The following is a 22,573-nucleotide window of genomic DNA, read 5'->3' as shown; positions in this document are numbered from 1 at the left end:
TCCTGCTGTACAAAACGAAATCGACGACGTTATTCAATGCCACGAACAATGCCACGTTGAGTGCAAGTCCCCCTCCTCTCTGGCTTGCAAACTCGGGGAGGAGCCGGGGGGTGGAGAGCGTCAGTCAGCGGCAACCCTATGTAAAAAAGGGTAAACAGGCGCACATTATGGCCCGCAGCCATTAGGCTAACGTCTTTTGAGTGTATTGGATATTTTTTGCGCATTTTTTAAGGAGCAGTAATGCAACAACAGATAACCCTGTGGCTAGAGAAGTTTGGGCTGGAATTCAGTGGCGTGATGTCTCTGCTGATGGTGCTGGGATTGATCGTTCTCATCTCGGTAGTGATCCACCTGGTGTTGCATCGCGTCGTATTGGCGGCGATCCAACGTCGCGGTCAGCAATCGCAACGGGTATGGCAGCAAGCACTTACCCAATACAAGCTATTCCAGCGTGTGGCTCTGCTACTGCAAGGGGTGATCATTAATTTGCAGGCGGTACTGTGGCTCCACGCAGGCAGCCAGACGCAGGCGATTATTGTCACCGCTGCCCAGGTGTGGATCATGGGCTTCGCCCTGCTGTCGCTGTTTTCTCTGCTCGATACGCTGTTGGCAATGCTGCGTCAAAGCCCGATTTCAAACCAGTTGCCATTGCGCGGTATTTTTCAGGGGCTGAAGCTGGTCGCCGCCATTCTGATTGGCATCATGATTGTGTCACTGCTGATGGGCAAATCGCCCTTGCTGCTGCTCAGCGGCTTGGGGGCGATGACCGCAGTACTGATGCTGGTGTTTAAAGACCCGATCCTCGGGCTGGTAGCCGGTATCCAGCTTTCCGCCAACGACATGCTGACCATCGGCGACTGGTTGGAGATGCCAAAATACGGTGCGGACGGCGCAGTCACCGACATCGGTCTGACCACGGTAAAAGTACGTAACTGGGACAATACCGTGACGACCATCCCGACCTACGCACTGATCTCCGACTCCTTTAAGAACTGGCGTTCAATGTCGGAATCCGGTGGACGCCGCATTAAGCGCAGCATCAATATCGATACTACCAGCGTGCATTTTTTGTCGGATGAAGAGCAACAGCGGCTGAACCGCAATCCGCTGCTGCAACGTTATCTGAACGATAAAACGCAGGAGTTAAGCCAGCATAACCAGCAGATTGCCGTAGATCTCAGTTCTCCACTCAACGGCCGCCGCCTGACCAATCTGGGTACATTGCGTGCTTATCTGGTGGCGTATCTGCGCGCCCACCCGCATATTCACCAAAATATGACGCTGATGGTGCGCCAGTTAGCTCCGCTGCCGGAGGGATTGCCGTTGGAAATTTATGCCTTCACCAACACCACGGTCTGGGCGGAATACGAAAGTATTCAATCTGATATCTTTGACCATATTCTGGCGGTCATTAACGAATTCGATCTGCGGGTGCATCAAACGCCAACTGGCAACGACATGCGCAGCATGCTCAGCCAAATGCGGCAGACCGCAGAGATTTCCTGACGCAGACTGACGTAACTGTTTCTGCCGGTAATGACTCTCAACCCAGGGGCAACGGATGTCTCAGTACACTTTTCTTTCGGCATGAAAACAGCGTTAATACATTGATTAACGAGCACTGAAGGAAAAGAGGATTGCTGAAATCATTACGCCATCGGCTGTTTACTCTGTTGGCCGCCCTGATGTTTGTTAGCTGCCTGCACAGCGCCTCACTGGACGAAAGTCGTATGAGCCGCACCTTACAACCGGCACTGAGTACCCTGAGCCGGAATATGCAGGATATCCGTGAGATACTGTCGCGCGCAGCAGGCGAAGAGCAAGAAGAACGATTGAACGACAGTAGTCTGCGTATTGAAGCCCGCGCCTCTGGTGACGACGAACCGGAAGATAAGCAATAAAAAAACACCGGCGCAAGGCCGGTGTTTTTATTTTCAATCCTGCTGTTGGGCCAGCACCGTCAATTTTTTCTGACGATTAACCTTGAAGTAATACCCTGCCAACAGCACCACGACCCATACCAGACCCGCATACAGGGATACGCGTGTGGTTGGGAAGTAACCTATCAAACCGATGATAAACACCAGGAAGATGATCGCCACCACTGACGTGAACACGCCGCCTCGTAGTGGGAAGGCCAGGTTCTTCACCTGCTCTTTGCTCAGGCTCCGGCGGAAAGCAATCTGCGAGAACAAAATCATGATCCACACCCACACAGTCGCGAAAGTCGCCAGTGAGGCAATCACCAGGAACACATTTTCCGGCATGATGTAGTTCAGGTATACCGCCAGCAGCAACGCGAACATCATCACCACAACCGTGACCCACGGGATACCGCGTTTGGAGACCTTGCTGAACATCTTCGGCGCGTGGCCCTGTTCGGCCATGCCGTGCAGCATGCGGCCAACACCAAACACATCGCTGTTAATTGCAGACAACGATGCAGTGATCACCACAAAGTTAAGAATACCCGCCGCCACAGTAATGCCCATGTGCTGGAAGGTCAGCACGAACGGGCTGCCGTTAGTCCCCACCTGGTTCCACGGGTAGATCGACATGATGACGAACAGCGTACCGACATAAAACACCAGAATACGCCATGGCACCGAGTTGATGGCCTTGGGAATCGAGGTTTTCGGGTCTTTGGCTTCACCGGCGGTGATACCAATAATTTCGATGCCGCCGTAGGCAAACATCACCAGTTGCAGCGACAGGATCATGCCAATAAAGCCGTTGCTGAAGAAACCGCCGTTGGACCACAGGTTATGAATCCCAGTCGGTTGCCCGCCGTTGCCAATCCCCCAGATGATGATGCCGATACCCGCAGCAATCATGATAATGATGGTGGCCACTTTAAAGAACGAGAACCAGAACTCCAGCTCACCGAATACCTTCACGCTCATCAAGTTGATAGCGCCTATCACCAGCACCACGCTCAGCACCCAAATCCAATGCGGCACTTCAGGGAACCAAATGCCCATATAGATACCGAAAGCGGTCACATCGGCAATGGCAACGATCAGGATTTCGAAACAGTAGGTCCAGCCGGTGATATACCCAGCCATCGGGCCAAGGTAATCCTGCGCATAGCGTGAAAACGAACTGGCCTGTGGGTTGTTGACCGACATCTCGCCCAGCGCGCGCATGATGATAAAGGCGACAATACCGCCAATCAGGTAGGCCAACAAAACGCTCGGGCCGGCCATTTTAATGGCGTCCGCCGAACCGTAGAACAAACCGGTGCCGATAGCCGAGCCCAGTGCCATAAAGCGAATGTGACGTGTACTGAGGCCGCGTTTCAGCTTATTGGCCGCAGGGGCGGCGGGTGACTGTTGTTGCATGAAGATAACCCGTGTTTTTTAAACGTAAAAAAGCCACGGACAAGTCCGTGGCCCAAAATTTAGCCGGGGAATTAGGAGTGCGCGGTCACTTCAGAGCGCGTACAAACCCGGTCATAAATTGCGACCAGCACCAGCATCAACAGCGACGGCGGCAACCATGCCAGTCCCTGATCAGCCAATGGCAGGTGATTGGTCCAATCCGGCAAGAAATGCTGGAAGGTGGACGCTTTCACCGCGTCAAGGATACCAAACAACAGGCTGACTAACATCACCGGCGCGATGATTCGCGGCGCGCTGTTCCACCAACGCAGGGTGAAACTCAGCACCACCAGCACGATACACGGCGGATAAATCGCGGTCAGCACCGGGATAGAGATCTGAATCAGATGGCTCAGGCCCAGGTTTGAAACCAGCATTGAGAACAGCCCCAGGATAAACACCAGCGTCTTATAGGAGAAGGGCAGGTACTGGGCAAAGAACTCGGCGCAAGCACAGGTCAGGCCCACCGCTGTTACCATACAGGCGATGAAAATCAACGCTGCCAGGAAGAAGCTGCCCAATCCACCGAAGGTGTTTTGTACATAGGCATGCAGAATCACTGCGCCATTGGTGGCATCAGGAACCAGTACACCGCTACCAGAACCCAGCTTGAACAGGCTCAGGTAAACCAGCGTCAGGCCCACACCGGCGATCAAACCAGCAAGAATGGTATAACGCGTCAGCAGACCGGCATCTTTCACACCACGGGAACGCGCGGCATTAACGATAACGATACCAAACACCAGTGCGCCTAGCGTATCCATAGTCAGATAGCCGTTAACGAAGCCGGTAGAGAACGGAACGTTCTGATAAACCTCAGTCGCCGGAATTGGCGTACCCGCAGGCCAGGCCAGCGCGGCAATGCCGAGCGCACCCAGCGCAACAATTTTCAGCGGTGCCAACACGTGTCCCACGGTATCGAGCAGACGGCCCGGATACAGGGAAATGCCGATCACCAGTGCGAAATACACCAAGCTATAAATAAACAACGGCATGGCACCATCACCGGTCAGTGGTGCAATACCCACTTCGAAGGAGACGGTCGCGGTGCGCGGCGTGGCAAACAGTGGGCCCACAGCCAGATAGCAGACAGTCGCCAACAGCAGACCCGCGCGACGGCCAATTGGCGTGCTCAGAGCATCAATGCCGCCACCGACACGCGCCAGCGCGATCACCGTCATCACAGGTAGACCGACGGCAGTAATCAGGAAGCCAATAGCTGCAGTCCAGACGTGCTCACCGGACTGTAAACCGACCATCGGCGGGAAAATGATATTCCCGGCGCCGACGAATAAGGCAAAGGTCATAAAACCTAATGCGATAATATCTTTTGACGTTAAACGATGACTCATACGATGTCGTGTTGCCTGTTCAAATGAAAAAAAGTGCCCGATACGTGGTGGCGTTATGCCCCACCCGGTTGCCGGCTTGCCATTTCATCGCGAGACCAATAAGAGCAGAAAACGCATAACGTCCGGCGCTTTGTCCTTATTCGAAAGTGACCACTCATGATGATGGGCAGAGTTTTAAGAGTTATAAATGGAGGTTTAGTCCGACAACGAGGCCTAAGTTAAACGTTTATAGCGCTGAAAGGCAAGGCGCATGACAAAAAGCAGAGCTATCGACCAGATAATCTTTCAGCACCAGTCGATCATAGTGGCTATCAATAAATATACAATACATGATTTGTATCATTTTTGAGCAGGCATCTCACAAAACGTGAAGCATAAAGCTATTGGTCGCGCGAAAACGCCAATAAACACTCAGTTTCCGCGCGGTATGAACAGATTTTTGCCCTTAGCAAACCCGCTAAATGGCGCGCATTACGTTTTGTAGCTTATTCCACTGCGTCTGTCGTCAAATGACCCAGAACGCGGCAGGTTCATCGCCGCACGCGTAGCGCCAAATCATGATAGTTGTTCCTGGGCGCTTATTTTAAGCCCAATGCTAATCGTGTTTTACGCAAGGTATCGGGGGGCAGTGGCAGATAGCCGTCGTGATTAACCAGGTTTTGCCCGGTATCAGACAGCACACGATCGAGGAAGGCAGCGGTCAGCGGCTCCAACGGCTGGTTGGGCGCTTTGTTGATGTAGATATACAGGTAGCGCGACAATGGGTAACTGCCATTGCGTACATTGGTGTCATTGGGGGTGATGTAGTTTTCCCCAGACTCCGCCAACGGCAATAGCCGCACACCACTGGCCCGAAAACCGATGCTGGCGTATCCAATGCTATTTAGTGAACCGGCAACGGCCTGCACTACCGATGCAGAACCGGGCAATTCATTGACGCGCGGCATAAAATCACCGCCGCACAGCGCACGCAATTTGAAATAGCCGTAAGTTCCAGAGGCCGAATTACGCCCAAAACGTTGCAAGGTTCGCTGCTGCCAATCGCCGGTCAATCCCAATTCCCCCCAGCGCGTCAACGGCTGGTTTTCACCACAGCGCAGCGTGGCGGAAAAAATTCGGTCAAGCTGCTGCAGGTTAAGCCCACGCAATGGGTTGTCCTGATGGACCAGCACCACCAGCGCATCGACGGCGACCGGCACGGCCAGCGGCGCATAGCCATAGCGATGCTCGAACGCCGAAACCTCCGCCGCCTTCATCGGTCGGCTCATCGGCCCAAGCTGCGCCGCACCTGCCGCCAGTGCGGTTGGTGCAGTTGAGGACCCCGCAGCCTGGATCTGCAAATTAACGTTGGGATAATGCTGACTGAAATCCTGCGCCCACAGCGCCATGAGATTTGCCAACGTATCTGAACCGACACTCGACAAGTTGCCGGACAGCATGCCGTCCGGCTGCGCCAATGCGCCACGGCTTGCCAGCAGCGCCAGGCAAAGCAGTAGCCCTCGGGTAATTCGGATCATGCCAGCCTCTCGCGCGTTAATTTTTCACCGCATTCTCTGATAAAGCTGCGGGAACAATCAACCGGTTAGGCAAGGTAAAAATGAATCGGGTGCCAATGCCCTGCTCGCTGAGGATCTCCAGACGTGCATCGTGGTGGCTTAATGCATGCTTAACGATCGCCAACCCCAGTCCGCTGCCGCCAGTCTGGCGTGAACGGGCCTTATCAACGCGGTAAAAGCGTTCCGTCAGGCGAGGAATATGCTCAGCAGCGATACCGGGACCGTTATCACTGACCTGGAACTGCGCGCCGTTTGGCGTTTGTTGCCAGCTCACCTCAATATTGGTGCCCTTTGGCGTGTGATTTACCGCGTTATACACCAGGTTGGATACCGCACTGCGCAACTGGTCATCGTTGCCAAAGACCTTAAGCTGTTCGTTCACCCGGAAAGTAATCTCATGATTACCGCCGCTCAGTGACTGCGCTTCACGTTGCAGCACACGTAGCATCAACGGAATATCGACCCGTTCGTTCATTTCGACATTTGGGGCGGCTTCAATACGCGACAATGTCAGCAACTGCTTGACCAGCCCATCCATGCGCCGTGTCTGTTCCTGCATGGTGCCCAATGCCTTGCCACGTAACGAACCGTCCAGCTCTTCGTCGCTCATCATTTCCAGGTAACCCTGCAATACCGTCAGCGGAGTACGCAACTCGTGACTGACGTTAGCGAAGAAATTACGGCGTGCCCCTTCCAGCTGGCGCATTTGCGTAACGTCACGCGCAACCATCAACAACTGCCCTTCTGAATAGGGCATCACGCGGAATTCAACATAATGCTCATTGTTCAACTGCAGCGTTAACGGTCGAGAGAACTCTTGCTGTTGCAGATAGTGGCTGAATTCCGGATAACGCAGCAGGTTTAGGATGTGTTGGCCGTTATCCTCTGGCCAACGGAAACCCAGCAGATGCTGCGCCAAACCGTTACACCAGAAGATGTTACCTTCAACGGTGGTCATCACTACCGCATCGGGCAGTGACTCCGCACCGCTGCGGAAGCGTTTGATCAACAACGCCAATTCACGACGTCGGCGACGGTTACGCTGTTGCATCTGGTATAAGCCGTAAAACAGCGGCTCCCAGCTCCAACGCCCAGGTGGCGGTGTCATGCTGCGGTCGACCCACAGCCAGTGAGAAAGTTTAAGTTGGTTGTAGAAGTTCCATACCAGCGCAGCCAGCACGGAGGCCAGCAGCAACCAAGGCAGATAACCGAAAATCAGCCCAAGCAATAAGGCAGGCAAGCAGAAAAGGGCCAGCTCCAGGGCCAGCCTCTTCCAGGATAGACGTTCTAACACGGCATATTCTCCAGCGCGGCGCGATCAGTAGCGCGTTGAGAATCGGTAGCCTGTGCCCCGAACGGTTTGAACCATTTTGTCATGACCACTGGTCTCTAACGCCTTACGGAGTCGGCGGATATGCACATCAACGGTGCGGTCTTCCACATAAACGTTAGTGCCCCAGACGTGATTAAGCAACTGTTCGCGGCTATAAACTCGCTCTGGGTGGGTCATAAAGAAGTGCAACAGTTTGAACTCGGTCGGCCCCATATCCAACGCCTGCTCGTTGGCCATCACCCGGTGTGAAGAAGGATCCAGACTCAGCCCTTGCATTTCAATCACTTCTTCCACCGCCATCGGTGAAATACGGCGCATTACCGCCTTGATACGCGCTACCAGCTCCTTCGGTGAGAAGGGTTTGGTAATATAATCGTCTGCCCCAACTTCCAGGCCGCGTACCCGATCTTCTTCTTCACCACGAGCGGTCAACATCATCACCGGAATATCGCGGGTCAGTGCTTCACGCTTCATATGTTTAATAAACTGAATGCCGGAACCTCCGGGTAGCATCCAGTCGAGCAACACTAAATCAGGGAACGGCTCAGACAGGCGCGTCACTGCGCTGTCATAATCCTCAGCTTCCAACGGTTGGTAACCATTCTGTTCCAACACAAAGCACACCATCTCACGGATCGGCGCTTCGTCTTCCACCACCAGTATGCGTCTTGCCATCGTCAATCCTGCCAATGTGTTAGCGATCTATTAGGCTGTGTCCCGCCATTGCTCGTGAGCACCGCTGGCGGTCATTTAAGCGTGAAGCAAGGCGCAAACCGCGAGGTTTGGTGGCGCCAAATAAGCGGTGAGCAACACAGCAGCACGCTTAAATGGCTCCAGCCCGAAGGGGCGCGCCTCAAAAACTCGCTGCCTGCGTTGTCGGGTTCGAACATAATCCCGCTATGTCCTCCCCCTCTGCCTTGACAGCATGCTTTTGGGTCTGCGCCGGCGCCACGACCAATGGCGGGGCACAGCCTCATTGCGGCGCCATTATGCGTCAGTTTTGTGACACTTTTATGAAAAAAACGGGCTGTTATAGGCAGTAAGCATAGCGATTATTTCCAACGTCAAAGAAAAATCATTCAGTTGTCATAATGATTCCGTCACGACAGCAGCCACAGTGCCCTTTATAATCACCGCCATTACCTTATCGCCCCGGGAGTGTCATGCGCCTGATCCACACCTCTGACTGGCATCTTGGCCAGTACTTTTTTACCAAAAGCCGTGCCGCCGAGCACCAGGCTTTTCTGCGCTGGCTGATCGCCCAAATCGAGCAACATCAGGTGGATGCACTGATCGTCGCCGGGGACCTGTTCGATACCGGCTCCCCACCCAGCTATGCCCGCGAACTGTACAACCGCTTCGTGGTGGAGCTACAGCACACCGGCTGTCAATTGGTGGTACTGGGGGGTAACCATGACTCAGTGGCAACCTTAAATGAATCGCGTGAATTGCTGTCTTGCCTGAATACGACCGTGATCGCCAACGCGCAGACTGAAACCGAACAGCAAATCGTGGTCCTGAATCAACGCGACGGCCAACCGGGTGCCGTACTGTGCGCCATCCCGTTCTTACGCCCGCGAGATCTGCTCACCAGCCGTGCCGGTGAATCAGGCGTACAAAAACAGCAGGCGCTGCAAGAAGCCATCGCAGAACATTACCAGACGCTCTATCACGCAGCCTGTGCACACCGCGATGCACTCGGTCTGGCACTGCCTATCGTTGCCACGGGCCACCTGACGACCGTTGGTGTCACCACCTCCGATTCCGTACGCGATATCTATATTGGTACGTTGGACGCCTTCCCGGCCCAAGCTTTTCCGCCAGCCGACTACATCGCATTGGGGCATATTCACCGTGCGCAGAACGTCGCGAAATCCGAGCATATTCGCTATAGCGGTTCACCGATCCCGCTCAGTTTCGACGAATTGGGCAAAGCAAAAAGCGTCTTTATGGTGGACTTCGCCACAGGCGCCCTGCAACAGGTCAGCGCGTTGGACATTCCCAGCTTTCAGCCGATGCAGCTTATTAAGGGCGATTTGGCGCAGATAGAGCAACAATTGCAGCAGTTTGCCGATTATAAAGGCGAGTTGCCGGTGTGGTTAGATATCGAAGTCGCGACACAGGATTATCTCAACGACATTCAGCGCCGTATCCAGTTACTGGCCGATCAACTGCCGGTGGAGGTGGTGTTACTGCGCCGCAGTAAAGAGCAGCGCCGCCAGGCCATTGAACAGCAGGACAAAGAAACGCTCAACGAACTGAGCGTCAATGAGGTCTTCGAGCGACGGCTAGCACAAGAGCCTGAAATGGCCGAAGAACGTCGGCAACGCATGAACCAGATGTTCCAGCAGGTGGTCGAGTCGGTGCAGCAGAACGACCAGGAGCCGAGCCAATGAAAATCCTCAGCCTGAGATTAAAAAACCTCAACTCACTACAGGGTGAATGGAAGATAGACTTCACCGCCGAGCCCTTTGCCAGCAATGGGCTGTTCGCCATCACCGGCCCCACCGGTGCAGGTAAAACTACCCTTTTGGACGCCATCTGTCTGGCGCTGTACCACCAAACACCGCGCCTCAACGTCACACCGAGCCAAAACGAACTGATGACACGTCACACAGCCGAGTCGCTGGCAGAGGTCGAGTTTGAGGTTAAGGGCGTCGGCTACCGCGCCTTCTGGAGCCAGCGACGCGCCAAAAATGCGCCAGACGGTAATCTGCAGGCACCTAAAGTAGAGCTGGCACTGCGTGAGGATGGCAAGATCCTGGCGGACAAAGTACGCGACAAGCTGGATCTTACCGCCGCTATTACCGGGCTGGATTTCGGGCGCTTTACCAAATCGATGATGCTTTCTCAGGGCCAGTTCGCCGCTTTCCTCAATGCTGACGCCAATGACCGTGCCGAGCTACTGGAAGAGTTAACCGGCACCGAGATCTACGGTCAGCTTTCTGAGCGGGTTTTCGAACAACACAAACAGGCCAAGATCGAACTGGACGCGCTGCATCAACGTGCCAGTGGTATTGAACTGCTGAATGATGAACAACGACAACAACTGGAAAACCAGTTAGTTGAATTAGGGGCACAAGAAAACACCCTCAGCGGGCAAGCCCGCCAGCAGCAGCAAGCGTTGAACTGGTTGCAGTTTTGGCTACAAACGCAGCAAAAACAGCAGGAATATCAACGCCAGCTGAACGCTGTGGAGCTGGAGCAAACCGCAGCAGAACCGCAACTACAGCAACTGGCACGCAGCGAACCGGCAGAAAAACTGCGGCCACGGCTTAACGAACGTAACCGCTGCCGCAGCGATCAGCAGGCATTGCAACAACAAATCACCCTGTTAACACAGCAGCAGACGCAACAGCTGGCTCAAATGGAACCGTTGCATCAGGCGATGGAAAAAGCGCGTACCCAGTTGCAAGCGCATGTCGAACAGCAACAAACACAGCAGCGGCTGATTGACGAGCAAATCGTTCCACTTGATAACCAGATCGCCCAGTTGCAAAAAACACAGGCGGAACGGCAACACGCGTTCGATACCGCGGTACAGCAATGTGCGAAACAAAAAGCGGACCTGGAACAACTCGACATTCAGCGTACCCAGTTGACCGCACAGGCCGGGCAACACCAGGAAAAGCTTAACGTTCTCACTGCCGCACTGACGACGCAGCAACAACAGCAACATACGCTGGAAATGCAGGCACCTCTGGCAGCACTGCGCCAGCGTCAGACTGAGTTGGCCGATCTGCGCCCCGTGCGGCAACAGCTTTTCAGCCTGTCATCACTGTCACAACAAATCGTCAAACGGCTGACACAGCAACGGCAGGAACTACGTGCAGGCCAGAGCGAACTGACCCAGTTGGAACCACAGCTGGAACTCGCTCGTCAACAATATAAACAACAGAAAGCCCATCAAACCGACGTTGAAAAAACAGTAGAGCTGGAAAAACGGATCGTGGGGTTGGAAGCCGAGCGAGCGCGTCTGCAACCCGGTGAGCCTTGCCCATTGTGCGGCTCAAATACGCATCCGGCAGTTGAGCAATACCAAGCGGTAAAGCTATCAGAAACCGAAAAACGTCTGGAAGAAATGAAAATCCAGACCGAGGCATTACAAAAGAAAGGCGTCGAATTACGGGCACGTTACGATAGCCTGCAACAACAGTTACAGCGCCAACAGCAGACCATTGCACACGATGAACAGCAATTAGCTGAGCATCTGCAAAATTGGCAACGTTTGACGGCGCCGCTGGCATTTGATTTTGGCTTGCAGGATACCGAACGTCTGCATGACTGGTTGAACGACTGCGAACAACAAGAGCGCGAAGGCCAGCAGCGGCTGACGCAGCACGAACAGGCGGCACTGGCGGTGCAGCAAGCCAAGGATGCGCTGGCCGTACTACAGGTGCAGCAGCAGCAAGCGCAACAGGAAAAAGCGCGCCTGGATGAGCGTTTCACCTTACTGGAGAAAAGCTACGCCGACGCTCAATTGCAGCAACAACACTTGTACCAACAGTGGCAACAAGGCCAAAACACGCTTGGTGAACAGCGTGCGCAACGACTGGCATTGTTTGGCGAACAACAGGTCGTACAAGTTCGCGAGCAGCTACGCGCTCAACAAACGGCCTTTGAGCAGGCCAGCCATCAGGCAGCAGAACAGTGGCAAAAGGCACAGGAACAACGCGATCGTCTGAGCGGCCAACTTGCCGGATTGCAGCAACAGCTATTGCAACAAACCGAGCGACTGCAACAGGCAGAACAAGACTGGTTGCAGGCACTCACCGCCAGTGAATTCAGTGACGAAGCCGCGTTCAATGCCGCATTGCTGGATGATGCCCAACGCCAACAGTTGCAACACTGCAAAGAACAATTACAACGGCGACACGTTGAAGCCCGTGCACTATTGGCACAGGCCGTTGACAGCCTGCAACAACACCAACAACAGCGCCCAGAAGGGCTGGATGAAACTCAGGCCGATCCTCACATCCTGAGCCAGAGCCTGGAAACACTGGCACAACAGTTAAAAACCTTGCAGCTACAACAGGGTGAAGTGCGTAATCAGTTAGAAAGTGACGCCATGCGTCGCATCAATCAACAGTCGCTGTTTGCGCAAATCAGCCAAAGCCAGCAGCAGTACGACGACTGGAGCTATCTCAATCAGTTAATTGGCTCCAAAGAGGGTGATAAATTCCGTAAGTTTGCTCAGGGATTAACCCTTGACCACCTGGTATATCTGGCCAATAACCAGCTTGGCCGACTGCATGGGCGCTATTTGCTGCAACGTAAAACCAGCGACGCGCTGGAACTGCTGGTGGTGGATACCTGGCAAGCAGATGCATTACGCGACACTCGTACACTATCCGGCGGCGAAAGTTTCCTGGTGAGCCTGGCGCTGGCGCTGGCGCTGTCCGATCTCGTCAGCCACAAGACCAGTATCGATTCGCTGTTCCTCGACGAGGGTTTCGGCACGCTGGATGCAGAAACCCTCGATACTGCGCTGGATGCCTTAGACAGCCTGAATGCCTCTGGGAAAACCATTGGCGTGATCAGTCACGTTGAAGCAATGAAAGAACGTATTCCGGTGCAGATTAAAGTGAAAAAGGTTAACGGGCTTGGCATCAGCCGGCTGGAATCGCAGTTCCGATTAGAATAATCCGAGGTTACTGGCAGGCAACAGAGGATAAATGTGACCACGGCGGCAGTCCGCGCTGAAAAGCATTGAGCCGCCGAGGACAAGCGTTATCATGCTATTAATAACAGGATTGTTACTGTATGCCCGTCGCTTTTTAAGCCACCGCTTAAAATACCGAGGGTAGAGATATCTCAATACAGGCAAAACCTGACGCACAGGATCGCTCCCGTGCGTCAGGTTTTTTCGTTTTCAGCGCGCTGAAACATCCGGGAATAGCCATGAAGATCGCAAAAATACTCAATAATAACGTGGTGATTACGCTGGACGACCGTCAGGAAGAGACGGTCGTGATGGGGAAAGGTATTGGTTTTAAAAAGAAAGCTGGGGATCTGCTGGACGAAAGTTTGATCGAGAAGATCTTCACGCTGAACGGCAGCGAAATGGCTGAGCGTTTTAAAACGCTATTGTCAGAGATCCCATTGGCTTGTGTAACCACCGCCGACAAAATCATCACCCTCGCCCGCCAACGTCTTCCAGGCAAGCTGCACAACATCGTCTACATCACACTGACCGATCACATCCACTTTGCGTTGCAACGCCATGCACAGGGGCTGGACATTAAAAACGTGCTGCTGTGGGAAATCAAAAAACTCTACCCGGGCGAATTTGCCGTCGGGCTAGAGGCGTTGGCGCTAATCGCCCAACGGCTGGGCACCACCCTGCCGGAAGACGAAGCAGGATTTATCGCCCTGCATTTGGTCAACGCGCAGTTGAATGATGAGATGCACAACACCCTGCACATCACCCGCGTGATGCAGGAGATCCTCAACATCGTCAAATACCACTTTCGTTTTGACTATAACGAAGAAGCCCTGAGTTATCATCGCTTTGTCACCCATCTCAAGTTTTTCGCCCAGCGCCTGCTAGGGAAAAACTACGTCGACAGCGATGATGATTCGCTCTATCTGGTGGTGAAAGAGAAATACCGTGAGTCCTTCGCCTGCGCGGAGAAAATCAACCAACACATAGAAAAAAACTACCAGCATCAGTTAACCAGCGAAGAGATGATGTTTCTGACTATACATATCGAACGGGTTCGCAGCGAAAGCGAAGTAAAATAGCGTTAGAAAAATTTCGGCGTCTATTTTTGTGCAGAGCATTGATGAAAGCGCGGGCATGCCCGCGCTTTTTTGCAACAGTTACTGCTGCGGCCACAACCAGGCTGCACCGCGAACACCGCTGGAGTCCCCATGCACGGCTTTGCGGATCGGGGTTTCACATTCGCCACCGAATACCCAAGACTTCACCAACTGTGGCACATGCTGATACAAACGGTCCACGTTGCTCATACCACCGCCCAGCACCACCACGTCAGGATCAAAAATATTGATCACATGCGCCAGCGATTTCGCCAGCCGCAGTTCATAACGGCTGATAGCTTGCTCCGCCAAAGCATCGCCTTGCGCCACCAGCGTCATAATCTCATGCCCTTTTAGCGGGTTGCCACTCAGGCGTGCGTAGTCAGTGGCAAAACCCGTACCAGAAATAAAGGTCTCGATACAGCCTTGTTTGCCACAGTAGCAGGGGACCTCTGCACGAAAACGCAGTTCGTCATCGTCCAGCCACGGCAGCGGGTTATGTCCCCATTCGCCAGAGATACCATTACCGCCTGAGTGCGCCTGACCGTTGATTGCCACCCCTGCACCACAGCCGGTGCCAATAATCACCGCAAACACCGTTTGTTTGCCGGCGGCTGCGCCATCGGTAGCTTCAGAAACCGCCAGGCAGTTAGCGTCGTTTGCGATACGCACTTCGCGTGCCAGCATTCTTGATAAATCTTTATCCAGAGGCTGGCCATTAAGCCACACCGAATTGGCATTTTTTACCAGACCGGTATAGGGCGACAATGTGCCGGGAATACCGACACCAACGGACCCCTGTTGGCCGGTATTCTCTTCCGCCAGCATCACCAGACCGGTAATGGCATCCAGCGTTTGCTGATAGTCATGACGCGGCGTGGCAATACGATGACGGAACAACTCCTGCCCATCGTTGGCCAACGCGATTACTTCAATTTTGGTGCCACCCAGGTCGATACCAATGCGCACGATTTTTCTCCTCAATGCACCACAACGTTGCCACAGCCTAATATATTCAGTTGCCAGGATCACTCAATGACCGTCGAGTGTGACGGTGATGGCAATTTCCACATCCGAACACGTCCGTCTGCCGCTTATTAATTAGCCATCGGGTACACTGCATTTAAGCAGTTAACCTATTGATAACATTTTCCGCATAATATAATCCGGAGAGCAGCGATGAAACCTGCCATATTGATCGTCGATGACGATCCCGCTATCTGTGACGTGCTTTGCGACGTGCTCAATGAACACGTGTTTACCGTTCATGTCTGCCACCGTGGCAGTGAGGCGTTAACCTTAATCAACCAGCAGCCGGATATTGCATTGGTACTGCTCGATATGATCCTGCCGGACACCAATGGCTTGCTGGTACTACAACAGATCCATCGCTTGCGACCGGATCTACCGGTAGTGATGCTGACGGGGCTCGGTTCCGAGTCCGATGTGGTGGTCGGTCTGGAAATGGGCGCCGACGACTACATTGCCAAACCCTTCAACCCACGCGTGGTCGTTGCCCGCGCAAAAGCCGTATTACGTCGTACCGGCGCACTGGCGCTGGAACCGGCTCCCCTTTCGCCCAGTCAACCCGAAGGCTGGCAGTTTAATGGTTGGTGCCTGGACACGAGCCGTTGCACATTGCATAACCCACAGCGACAACCGGTTGATCTCACCCAGGGCGAATACGGCTTGTTGCTGGCGTTGGTGCAACATGCGCGTAAAGTGCTGACCCGCGATCGCCTGCTGGAACTCACCCACAGCGAAACGCTGGAGGTGTTCGATCGTACCATCGACGTATTGATCATGCGGCTACGGCGTAAGATCGAAAACAATCCACATCAGCCCGAACTGATCCGCACCATTCGCGGACTGGGTTATGTCTTTGCTGCTGACGTCAGCCAGCCAGTGGCTGTCGCCTGATGTAATCCAGCAATTCCGGCAACGGTTGTGCGCCATCAATCGCGTTGGCGCACAAGAGGTTGAAACGCGCGCAGGCATGCGCTAGCTGCAACGTCTCCACCAAAGACCAGTCTTCATGGCTGGCGTATAACACCCCGGCACAGAAGGCATCCCCAGCACCAACGCTTCCGACGATCTCGGCTTCACTCACACACCACGACGGCTGCCAACGTGCTTCACCCGACGTTTCCAGCCCGTAGGCACCTTCAGGGCAGTGGATCACCACTCTTCGCCGCACGCCGGACTGCAATAATTGTTCTGCGGCCTGCGCCATCAACGGCTGTTGCAACCTATTATCGGCCCCACGCAGCGCCAGTCCGGTAAACTCACCAGCCTCCAGTTCGTTGATCACCAGATAATCCAGCCAGCGCAAAGCCGGTAATACCAAGGGCCGATAACGTGGATCACCCTGGCGCGACACTAAATCTAACGAAGTTTGGTATCCACGCTGCTGCATTTGTGCCAAAAGACGTGCGCTGCGCGTGCCGAACTCCTCATCTGGGCGATCCAGGCTGTCGAGCAGCAGCAGATAACCCAGATGGAAAATTTTATGCTCGGTGTTCAAAGCGTCAAAATGGGCCAGATCCAGCAACCGATTGGCACCGAGCGCATGAAAAAACGTCCGCTGCCCACCCGGTTCAGTCATCACTTGTGACATTGACGTTATTGCCACTTCGCTGCGCTGTACGAAACGGCTGTCGACCCGATGCTGCGCCAGCATCTGCAAAATGTAGTCACCATCGGCGTCGCAACCGATCAGCCCAAGCGCCGCCAGCGGTAAACCGGTTTCCATACGCGTCAACGTCAACAACACATTAAGTGGCGCGCCGCCGGTGGCACGCTGACTGTGTTCAATTTCCACCAGCCAGCCCGGCTGTGGCCAGTGGGCAATTTGATGCACATGATCCACCAGCATGTTGCCCGCCGAAACAATGCCGCGGCGAGTCATCACAGGCGCCCGGCACTGCCGAAAATATGCATTTGCTGTTGCACCACTTCACTGATCGACTGTTCCACCGCTAATAACACTTCGGCAAACTCATCGTAAATCGCGTGACGTTGCGTTATCCGCTGCTCAACCGCCCCCAGCGCGGCTTGTGACATACCCGTGTAGAAATTAATTTTGTGAATACCCAGGCCAATCGCCCGTTTAAAATCAGCATCGCTGATGCCAGAACCGCCGTGTAGCACCAACGGAATCCCTGCCTGCTGTTGGATAGCTGCCAATCGCTCAAAATCGAGCTTCGGCTCGCCTTTGTATTTGCCGTGAGCATTGCCAATCGCCACCGCCAACGCATCAATACCGGTCAATTCGACAAATTCGCGCGCCCGCTGCGGATCGGTAAATTTATTGCTGTCGGCTTCGCCGTACAGCGCGCCGCCTTCGTCACCGCCGACCGCGCCCAGCTCAGCCTCTACCGAAACGCCGACCGCATGGCACATGCGAACCACTTCCTGCGTCTGACGCACGTTCTCTTCGTAGCTCAAACCGGATCCGTCAAACATCACTGAGCTGAACCCCAGCCGCAACGCCTGCACCACCGCGTCGAAATGCAGGCCATGATCAAGATTCAACACCACAGGGATATCATGCTGTGCCACTTCACTTTTAATTGCCGCCACCAAAGACTCCAGTGAGACATATTTAAAGTGCACTTCTGCAATATTGATAATAAAAGGTGACCGAGCCGCCTGCGCTGCCGCAAACAGCGCCCGCAGGAAGTGACTGTCGAGAACATTGAACGCGCCTAACGCATAGCCCTGTTGACGCGCATGTGCCAGCCCCTGTGCCAATGAAATCAATGCCATGGTGGTTCTCCTTAATCGATAAAGCGCAAGTATTCGTTACACAACAACCACTGCGGTGGCTGATCTTCCTCGATCTGGCTAAAACGCCTGAGCGGTGTCAGGAAACGGTTGTCATTGTCGTCATCGTTTACCGTCGATACTTCCCCTACCAGCACGTCGCCGAAGCCCTCTTCCCCCCAAAAACTGTGGTAGATACCCGGCGTCAGGCAAATGCTTTCTCCCGGTGCCAGCCGCAGCCGTGAACCGGCTGCGTGGGTCTGTTTGCAGCCGTCCAACGTTACGGTCACAGCGCTCTCAGCCAACGCTTCCTGCGAGTCCGCATTGTGTAACTCAACGATTAGGTTGCCGCCGCCACGGTTGATGATGTCTTCCCGCTTACGCCAGTGAAAATGCATCGGCGTTACCTGTGCTTCACGGCAATGCATGATCTTCTCCGCATAGCATTTGGCGTAGGGTTGCCCACCGGGTGAGCCATTGCGCAAGGTAAACAACGTGAGTCCCTGGCGGGCAAAATCATCGCCGCCGAACGCTGTGACATCCCAACCCAACTTCAGGTCAAACACCTCTTGCCACGGTTGGTGATCAAGCTGCCGCCAAACGGCGGGGCTGAAATGGGCAAAAGGTGGCAACTGAACGTCAAAACGGGCAAAAAAGTGCTGGGTTTGCTGCAGAATTTGGTTCACGGCGGAACGGTTCATGGTACCTCCGGAAGCGATGAAAGGATGTGGGGCCTGACATTACAGGCCCCGCCGATAAGAGATTATTTAACCGTCCAGCCTTTGTAGCTGCCGATATTGTTTTTATCGATCATGGTCACCGGGATCAGCACTGGGCCGGTCGGTGCAGGTTTACCTTGCAGAATGTCGTAGCCGATTTCGACCGCCTTGGCCGCCATAACCTGGGGATCCTGCGCAGGCGTCGCCACAAACAAGGAGTTACCACGTTTAAGTGCTTCTTCCCCGTCCGGCGATCCATCTACGCCAACGATAAAGAATTCGCTACGTTGTGCTTGCTTCGCTGCCAGATCGGCACCGATCGCTGTCGGATCGTTAATCGCGAAGACACCGTCGATCTTCGGATTGGCCGCCAACAGCGCAGTCATGATCTCCAGCCCGCCTTCACGGCTGCCTTTAGCGTTCTGGTTATAAGACAGCAGCTTGATCTCCGGATGTTTCTTCAGCTCGGTCATGCAACCTTCAACCCGGTTCTGTACGGCAGATACCGGCGGCCCATTGATGATCACCACATTGCCTTTCTCTTTCAGGCGATCGCTGATGTATTTACAGGCCATGGCGCCGGCCTGAGTGTTATCCGAAGTGATCGTGGCATCCGCGCCTTCGGCCGCCACGTCAACCGCCACCACCACGATACCGGCATCTTTGGCCCGTTTTACCGCCGGGCCGATGCCCTTGGAATCCGCAGCATTGAGAATGATCATATCGACCTTGGCAGCGATAAAGTTATCGATCTGCGCCACCTGCTGGCCAAGATCATAACCACTCGACACCAGCGTGACGTTAACCTTATCGCCCGCCAATTCACGCGCTTTCAGCTCAGCGCCCTTGGTGATCTGTACAAAGAATGGGTTGGCCAAATCCCCTACCGTAACCCCAATCGATTTCAACTCTTTCGCCTGCACCAACGAGGCACTGCCGAGCGCAGCGGTAACCAGTAAAGCGGTAATCAATGGCTTGAAACGCATAGTGTTTTCCTCATTATTTTCTGATCTACGAAAAACTTGCCCCGGTGGGCGCCAACCTTTCTTTATCACTCACGCCGCAGCTTGAAAAACTCGGGTAAGTTAATGCTGGTAATTGCGGGTGCGGTACTTGTCGATCAGCACAGCTATGATGATCACCGCCCCTTTGATCACCAACTGCCAGAAATAAGAGACGCCCATCAGCGTCATGCCGTTGTTCAGGGTGGCGATAATCAGCGCCCCCACCAGCGTGCCCGTAATGGTGCCAATGCCGCCGACAAAGCTGGTACCACCGAGGATCACCGCAGCGATCGCATCCAGCTCATAGCCCATGCCGAGGTTGCCGTTGGCGCTGTACAACCGTGAGGCACTCATTATTCCCCCCAGCCCTGACAGCAAACCGCTCATGCCATAGACGAACAGCAGCACCGCGCCGACTTTGATTCCGGTCAGGCGTGCCGCCTGGATGTTGCCGCCCACAGCATAGATATGTACACCCAGCGTAGTACGGCGCAGGATGAACCAGCACAGCGCGATCACGGCAAAGGCGATAATCACCAGCCAAGGGATCGGCCCCAGATAGGAGTTACCGATCCATTCGAAACTGATATTGGAATTAATAATGGTGGTGCCGTCGGCCAGCAGATAAGCGGCACCACGCAGGGCGGTATATGTCCCAAGCGTAACGATAAACGGCGGCAGGCCGGCGTAGGCCACCAAAAAGCCGTTAAACAGCCCCATGCCCAAACCGGCCAATAGCGCCAGCGGAATCGACATCCCGGCGAAGCCCGGCATCAATGAGACAGCCATTGCCACCACGGCGGTGGTCCCCAGCATCGAACCTACCGAAAGATCGATACCGCCAGTCAGAATGATGAAGGTCATGCCCGCTGCCAGCACGATATTAATCGATGCCTGCCGGGCAATATTCAGTAGGTTGGCATCGGTAAAAAAGTTTGGCGCAACAAAACCGAACACAGCGACGATCAAGATCAATATCGGCAAGATACCGACGGTTTGCATCATATCGCCCAACAATGCCCGTTTTAGCGTTGGATTCTTTGCACCTGGCGGCAGCGAATTCGATGTCATGGCAGGCTCCTTGAGCGTAGGGGTAGAATTATTCATGGCTGGCGCTCTCCAAAGCGGGTTCGACGCCAGTGGCCAGCGTCATAATGTTTTCCTGGCTGATGTCACTGCCGTTCAGCTCCCCGGCGATGCTGCCTTCATGCATCACGTAAACCCGATCACTCATGCCTACGACCTCAGGCAGTTCGCTAGAGATCATCAGGATCGCTACCCCCTGCTGCGCCATCTGGCTCATGATGCGGTAAATTTCGCTCTTGGCACCGACGTCAACACCGCGTGTCGGTTCATCGAGGATCAGAATGCGCGGGCCGATCGCCACCCAACGTGAAATCAGCAGTTTTTGTTGGTTACCGCCAGACAGGCCACCCGCCCGAACCTGGGCGTGTGGCACGCGGATATTCAGCAGGCCGATGGCGTCACTGGAAATTCGCTGTGCTTTTCGTCGGTTAAGCAGGCCATAGCGTCCGTCGCGCTCCAGCGTCGCCATAACGATATTTTCATGCGCAGCCAGATCGAGGAACAAGCCCTGCTCTTTGCGGTTTTCGGTGAGAAAACCGATGCCCAGCGCAATGGCGTCGCGCGGTGAATGGATATTGGCCGGTTTGCCATCAATTTCTACCGTACCGCCGCTGGACTTGCGCACACCGAAAATCAACTGCGCCAGTTCGGAACGGCCCGCGCCCACCAGCCCGGCAAGACCGACGATCTCTCCGGCACGCACCTGTAGACTGATCGGTTTCACTTTCTTGCCATCGGTCAGGCCGTGTAGCGTCAGGCGCGGCTCGCCCACAGCAATACCTTGTTCCTTGTTGAACAAATCGCTCAGTGGACGGCCCACCATCATGCGCACCAATTCGCTGGCAGACAGTTTGTCGCGCATCAGGCTGCCGACGTATTGCCCGTCGCGCAGCACGCTAACACGATCCGACAACTCGTAGACTTCCGCCATACGGTGGCTGATGTAAATGATCGCCATCCCCTCATCGCGCAGACGCTTGATTAACTCAAACAACCGCTGCGTCTCTCGCGAAGAAAGCGCCGCCGTCGGCTCATCCATGACCAGGATGCGGCTGTTGCGGTGCAACGCACGGGCAATTTCCACCTGTTGCTGCTCGGCAATGGTTAATCTCATCACCCGATCGCCGGCACTGAACTGCGCGCCCAAACGATCGATCACCTTCTGGGCTTCCAGCAACATCTGCTGGCGCTTCACCAGGCCGCCGCGCTGGATCTCGCTGCCCAGAAAAATGTTCTCCGCTACCGTTAGATTCGGTGCCAGATTCATTTCCTGGTAAATCAGCGTGATACCCGCCGCCAGGGCATCTTTTGGCCCTTTAATGGCAAACGGCTGCCCATCGATAAAAATTTCCCCGCTGCTGGCGATATACGCGCCGGCCAATATTTTCATTAAGGTACTTTTACCCGCGCCGTTTTCACCCATCAGCGCGTGGATCTCCCCGCGATAAACCGTCAGGTTGACGCCCTTCAGCGCATAAAACTGACCAAAACTCTTGGCGATGTTGTGCATTTCCAGAATCGGGGTTGCGCTCATCGTCATACCTCAGGTTGCGGTTCGGATTAAGCGCAGTTAACCACGCATAAATAAATGCAAAATGTCAGCGGCTGTTCATCTT

18 protein-coding genes are annotated in these 22,573 nt (G+C 54.4%); 6 read left to right on the top strand and 12 right to left on the bottom strand.

Features of this window, described 5'->3' with window-relative positions:
* Positions 1 to 240: 240 nt before the first annotated feature.
* A complete protein-coding gene (locus SGBXF1_RS04890) occupies positions 241 to 1,506 on the top strand; it encodes a mechanosensitive ion channel family protein (protein ID WP_186427915.1) in 1,266 nt (421 codons plus the stop codon).
* Between the two features lie 131 nt (positions 1,507 to 1,637).
* Positions 1,638 to 1,901 carry a hypothetical protein gene (locus SGBXF1_RS04885; RefSeq protein ID WP_037425984.1) on the top strand — a complete coding sequence of 88 codons (264 nt, stop codon included), beginning with the start codon at positions 1,638 to 1,640 and terminating at the stop codon, positions 1,899 to 1,901.
* 33 nt (positions 1,902 to 1,934) lie between these two features.
* On the opposite strand, the gene proY is transcribed toward SGBXF1_RS04885, so the two are convergent.
* From proY to phoB, 5 genes are all read right to left on the bottom strand, one after another.
* Positions 1,935 to 3,341 (bottom strand): proline-specific permease ProY, encoded by a 1,407-nt coding sequence (gene proY / locus SGBXF1_RS04880; protein ID WP_037425981.1) that lies wholly within the window; start codon positions 3,339 to 3,341, stop codon positions 1,935 to 1,937.
* Positions 3,342 to 3,412: 71 nt separating this feature from the next.
* Positions 3,413 to 4,732, bottom strand: coding sequence for a branched-chain amino acid transport system II carrier protein (gene brnQ, locus SGBXF1_RS04875; RefSeq protein ID WP_037425978.1), 1,320 nt, complete (start codon positions 4,730 to 4,732; stop codon positions 3,413 to 3,415).
* Between the two features lie 578 nt (positions 4,733 to 5,310).
* Positions 5,311 to 6,249 carry a PstS family phosphate ABC transporter substrate-binding protein gene (locus tag SGBXF1_RS04870; RefSeq protein ID WP_037425990.1) on the bottom strand — a complete coding sequence of 313 codons (939 nt, stop codon included), beginning with the start codon at positions 6,247 to 6,249 and terminating at the stop codon, positions 5,311 to 5,313.
* 16 nt (positions 6,250 to 6,265) lie between these two features.
* Positions 6,266 to 7,582: a phosphate regulon sensor histidine kinase PhoR gene (phoR, locus tag SGBXF1_RS04865; RefSeq protein ID WP_046374371.1), complete on the bottom strand. Its 1,317-nt coding sequence runs from the start codon at positions 7,580 to 7,582 to the stop codon at positions 6,266 to 6,268.
* Between the two features lie 24 nt (positions 7,583 to 7,606).
* Complete coding sequence (gene phoB, locus SGBXF1_RS04860) at positions 7,607 to 8,296, bottom strand: phosphate response regulator transcription factor PhoB (protein ID WP_020825449.1); 690 nt, start codon at positions 8,294 to 8,296, stop codon at positions 7,607 to 7,609.
* Between the two features lie 488 nt (positions 8,297 to 8,784).
* On the opposite strand from phoB, the gene sbcD reads away from it, so the two are divergent.
* The 3 genes from sbcD (at position 8,785) to licT (ending at position 14,365) form a co-directional block, all read left to right on the top strand.
* The gene (gene sbcD / locus SGBXF1_RS04855) at positions 8,785 to 10,017 is read left to right on the top strand and encodes an exonuclease subunit SbcD (RefSeq protein ID WP_186427914.1); all 1,233 of its coding nucleotides are present in this window, start codon (positions 8,785 to 8,787) and stop codon (positions 10,015 to 10,017) included.
* Positions 10,014 to 13,265 carry an exonuclease subunit SbcC gene (sbcC, locus tag SGBXF1_RS04850; RefSeq protein WP_186427913.1) on the top strand — a complete coding sequence of 1,084 codons (3,252 nt, stop codon included), beginning with the start codon at positions 10,014 to 10,016 and terminating at the stop codon, positions 13,263 to 13,265. The genes sbcD and sbcC overlap by 4 nt, the downstream gene beginning before the upstream one ends.
* Positions 13,266 to 13,522: 257 nt before the next feature.
* Complete coding sequence (licT, locus tag SGBXF1_RS04845; RefSeq protein ID WP_186427912.1) at positions 13,523 to 14,365, top strand: BglG family transcription antiterminator LicT; 843 nt, start codon at positions 13,523 to 13,525, stop codon at positions 14,363 to 14,365.
* Positions 14,366 to 14,443: 78 nt separating this feature from the next.
* Here licT and mak read toward each other — a convergent pair whose 3' ends face one another.
* The gene (gene mak, locus SGBXF1_RS04840; protein WP_037425966.1) at positions 14,444 to 15,352 is read right to left on the bottom strand and encodes a fructokinase; all 909 of its coding nucleotides are present in this window, start codon (positions 15,350 to 15,352) and stop codon (positions 14,444 to 14,446) included.
* Between the two features lie 210 nt (positions 15,353 to 15,562).
* Here mak and SGBXF1_RS04835 point away from each other — a divergent pair, with 210 nt between their 5' ends.
* Positions 15,563 to 16,303 carry a response regulator gene (locus SGBXF1_RS04835; protein ID WP_037425964.1) on the top strand — a complete coding sequence of 247 codons (741 nt, stop codon included), beginning with the start codon at positions 15,563 to 15,565 and terminating at the stop codon, positions 16,301 to 16,303.
* Here SGBXF1_RS04835 and SGBXF1_RS04830 read toward each other — a convergent pair.
* From SGBXF1_RS04830 to SGBXF1_RS04805, 6 genes are all read right to left on the bottom strand, one after another.
* A complete protein-coding gene (locus SGBXF1_RS04830; protein ID WP_186427911.1) occupies positions 16,278 to 17,291 on the bottom strand; it encodes a carbohydrate kinase family protein in 1,014 nt (337 codons plus the stop codon). The genes SGBXF1_RS04835 and SGBXF1_RS04830 overlap by 26 nt on opposite strands.
* Complete coding sequence (locus SGBXF1_RS04825; protein WP_037425960.1) at positions 17,291 to 18,151, bottom strand: ketose 1,6-bisphosphate aldolase; 861 nt, start codon at positions 18,149 to 18,151, stop codon at positions 17,291 to 17,293. Before SGBXF1_RS04825 ends, SGBXF1_RS04830 begins: the two co-directional genes overlap by 1 nt.
* Before the next feature lie 11 nt (positions 18,152 to 18,162).
* Positions 18,163 to 18,849, bottom strand: a complete 687-nt coding sequence (locus SGBXF1_RS04820; RefSeq protein WP_061806766.1) for a D-lyxose/D-mannose isomerase — start codon at positions 18,847 to 18,849, stop codon at positions 18,163 to 18,165.
* Positions 18,850 to 18,911: 62 nt separating this feature from the next.
* On the bottom strand, positions 18,912 to 19,853 hold the full coding sequence (locus SGBXF1_RS04815) for an ABC transporter substrate-binding protein (RefSeq protein WP_061806765.1): 942 nt from the start codon (positions 19,851 to 19,853) through the stop codon (positions 18,912 to 18,914).
* 99 nt (positions 19,854 to 19,952) lie between these two features.
* Positions 19,953 to 20,942 (bottom strand): ABC transporter permease subunit, encoded by a 990-nt coding sequence (locus SGBXF1_RS04810; RefSeq protein WP_037425954.1) that lies wholly within the window; start codon positions 20,940 to 20,942, stop codon positions 19,953 to 19,955.
* Positions 20,943 to 20,970: 28 nt separating this feature from the next.
* The gene (locus SGBXF1_RS04805) at positions 20,971 to 22,491 is read right to left on the bottom strand and encodes a sugar ABC transporter ATP-binding protein (protein WP_186427910.1); all 1,521 of its coding nucleotides are present in this window, start codon (positions 22,489 to 22,491) and stop codon (positions 20,971 to 20,973) included.
* Between the last annotated feature and the right edge of the window lie 82 nt (positions 22,492 to 22,573).

Origin of the sequence: Serratia grimesii, assembly GCF_900186025.1 — a bacterium.
Taxonomy (GTDB): domain Bacteria; phylum Pseudomonadota; class Gammaproteobacteria; order Enterobacterales; family Enterobacteriaceae; genus Serratia; species Serratia grimesii.
Note: the sequence above shows the minus strand (reverse complement) of the source record. Positions and strands in the feature narration are given on the sequence as shown.

Bases quoted from the DNA above. Each gene is read 5' to 3' on its own strand.
- phoB (WP_020825449.1), bottom strand. From the start codon at position 8,296: ATGGCAAGACGCATACTGGTGGTGGAAGACGAAGCGCCGATCCGTGAG.
- SGBXF1_RS04835 (WP_037425964.1), top strand. From the start codon at position 15,563: ATGAAACCTGCCATATTGATCGTCGATGACGATCCCGCTATCTGTGAC.
- sbcC (WP_186427913.1), top strand. From the start codon at position 10,014: ATGAAAATCCTCAGCCTGAGATTAAAAAACCTCAACTCACTACAGGGT.
- SGBXF1_RS04805 (WP_186427910.1), bottom strand. From the start codon at position 22,491: ATGAGCGCAACCCCGATTCTGGAAATGCACAACATCGCCAAGAGTTTT.
- sbcD (WP_186427914.1), top strand. From the start codon at position 8,785: ATGCGCCTGATCCACACCTCTGACTGGCATCTTGGCCAGTACTTTTTT.
- SGBXF1_RS04890 (WP_186427915.1), top strand. From the start codon at position 241: ATGCAACAACAGATAACCCTGTGGCTAGAGAAGTTTGGGCTGGAATTC.
- licT (WP_186427912.1), top strand. From the start codon at position 13,523: ATGAAGATCGCAAAAATACTCAATAATAACGTGGTGATTACGCTGGAC.
- SGBXF1_RS04830 (WP_186427911.1), bottom strand. From the start codon at position 17,291: ATGACTCGCCGCGGCATTGTTTCGGCGGGCAACATGCTGGTGGATCAT.
- SGBXF1_RS04870 (WP_037425990.1), bottom strand. From the start codon at position 6,249: ATGATCCGAATTACCCGAGGGCTACTGCTTTGCCTGGCGCTGCTGGCA.
- SGBXF1_RS04820 (WP_061806766.1), bottom strand. From the start codon at position 18,849: ATGAACCGTTCCGCCGTGAACCAAATTCTGCAGCAAACCCAGCACTTT.
- SGBXF1_RS04825 (WP_037425960.1), bottom strand. From the start codon at position 18,151: ATGGCATTGATTTCATTGGCACAGGGGCTGGCACATGCGCGTCAACAG.
- SGBXF1_RS04810 (WP_037425954.1), bottom strand. From the start codon at position 20,942: ATGACATCGAATTCGCTGCCGCCAGGTGCAAAGAATCCAACGCTAAAA.
- brnQ (WP_037425978.1), bottom strand. From the start codon at position 4,732: ATGAGTCATCGTTTAACGTCAAAAGATATTATCGCATTAGGTTTTATG.
- SGBXF1_RS04815 (WP_061806765.1), bottom strand. From the start codon at position 19,853: ATGCGTTTCAAGCCATTGATTACCGCTTTACTGGTTACCGCTGCGCTC.
- proY (WP_037425981.1), bottom strand. From the start codon at position 3,341: ATGCAACAACAGTCACCCGCCGCCCCTGCGGCCAATAAGCTGAAACGC.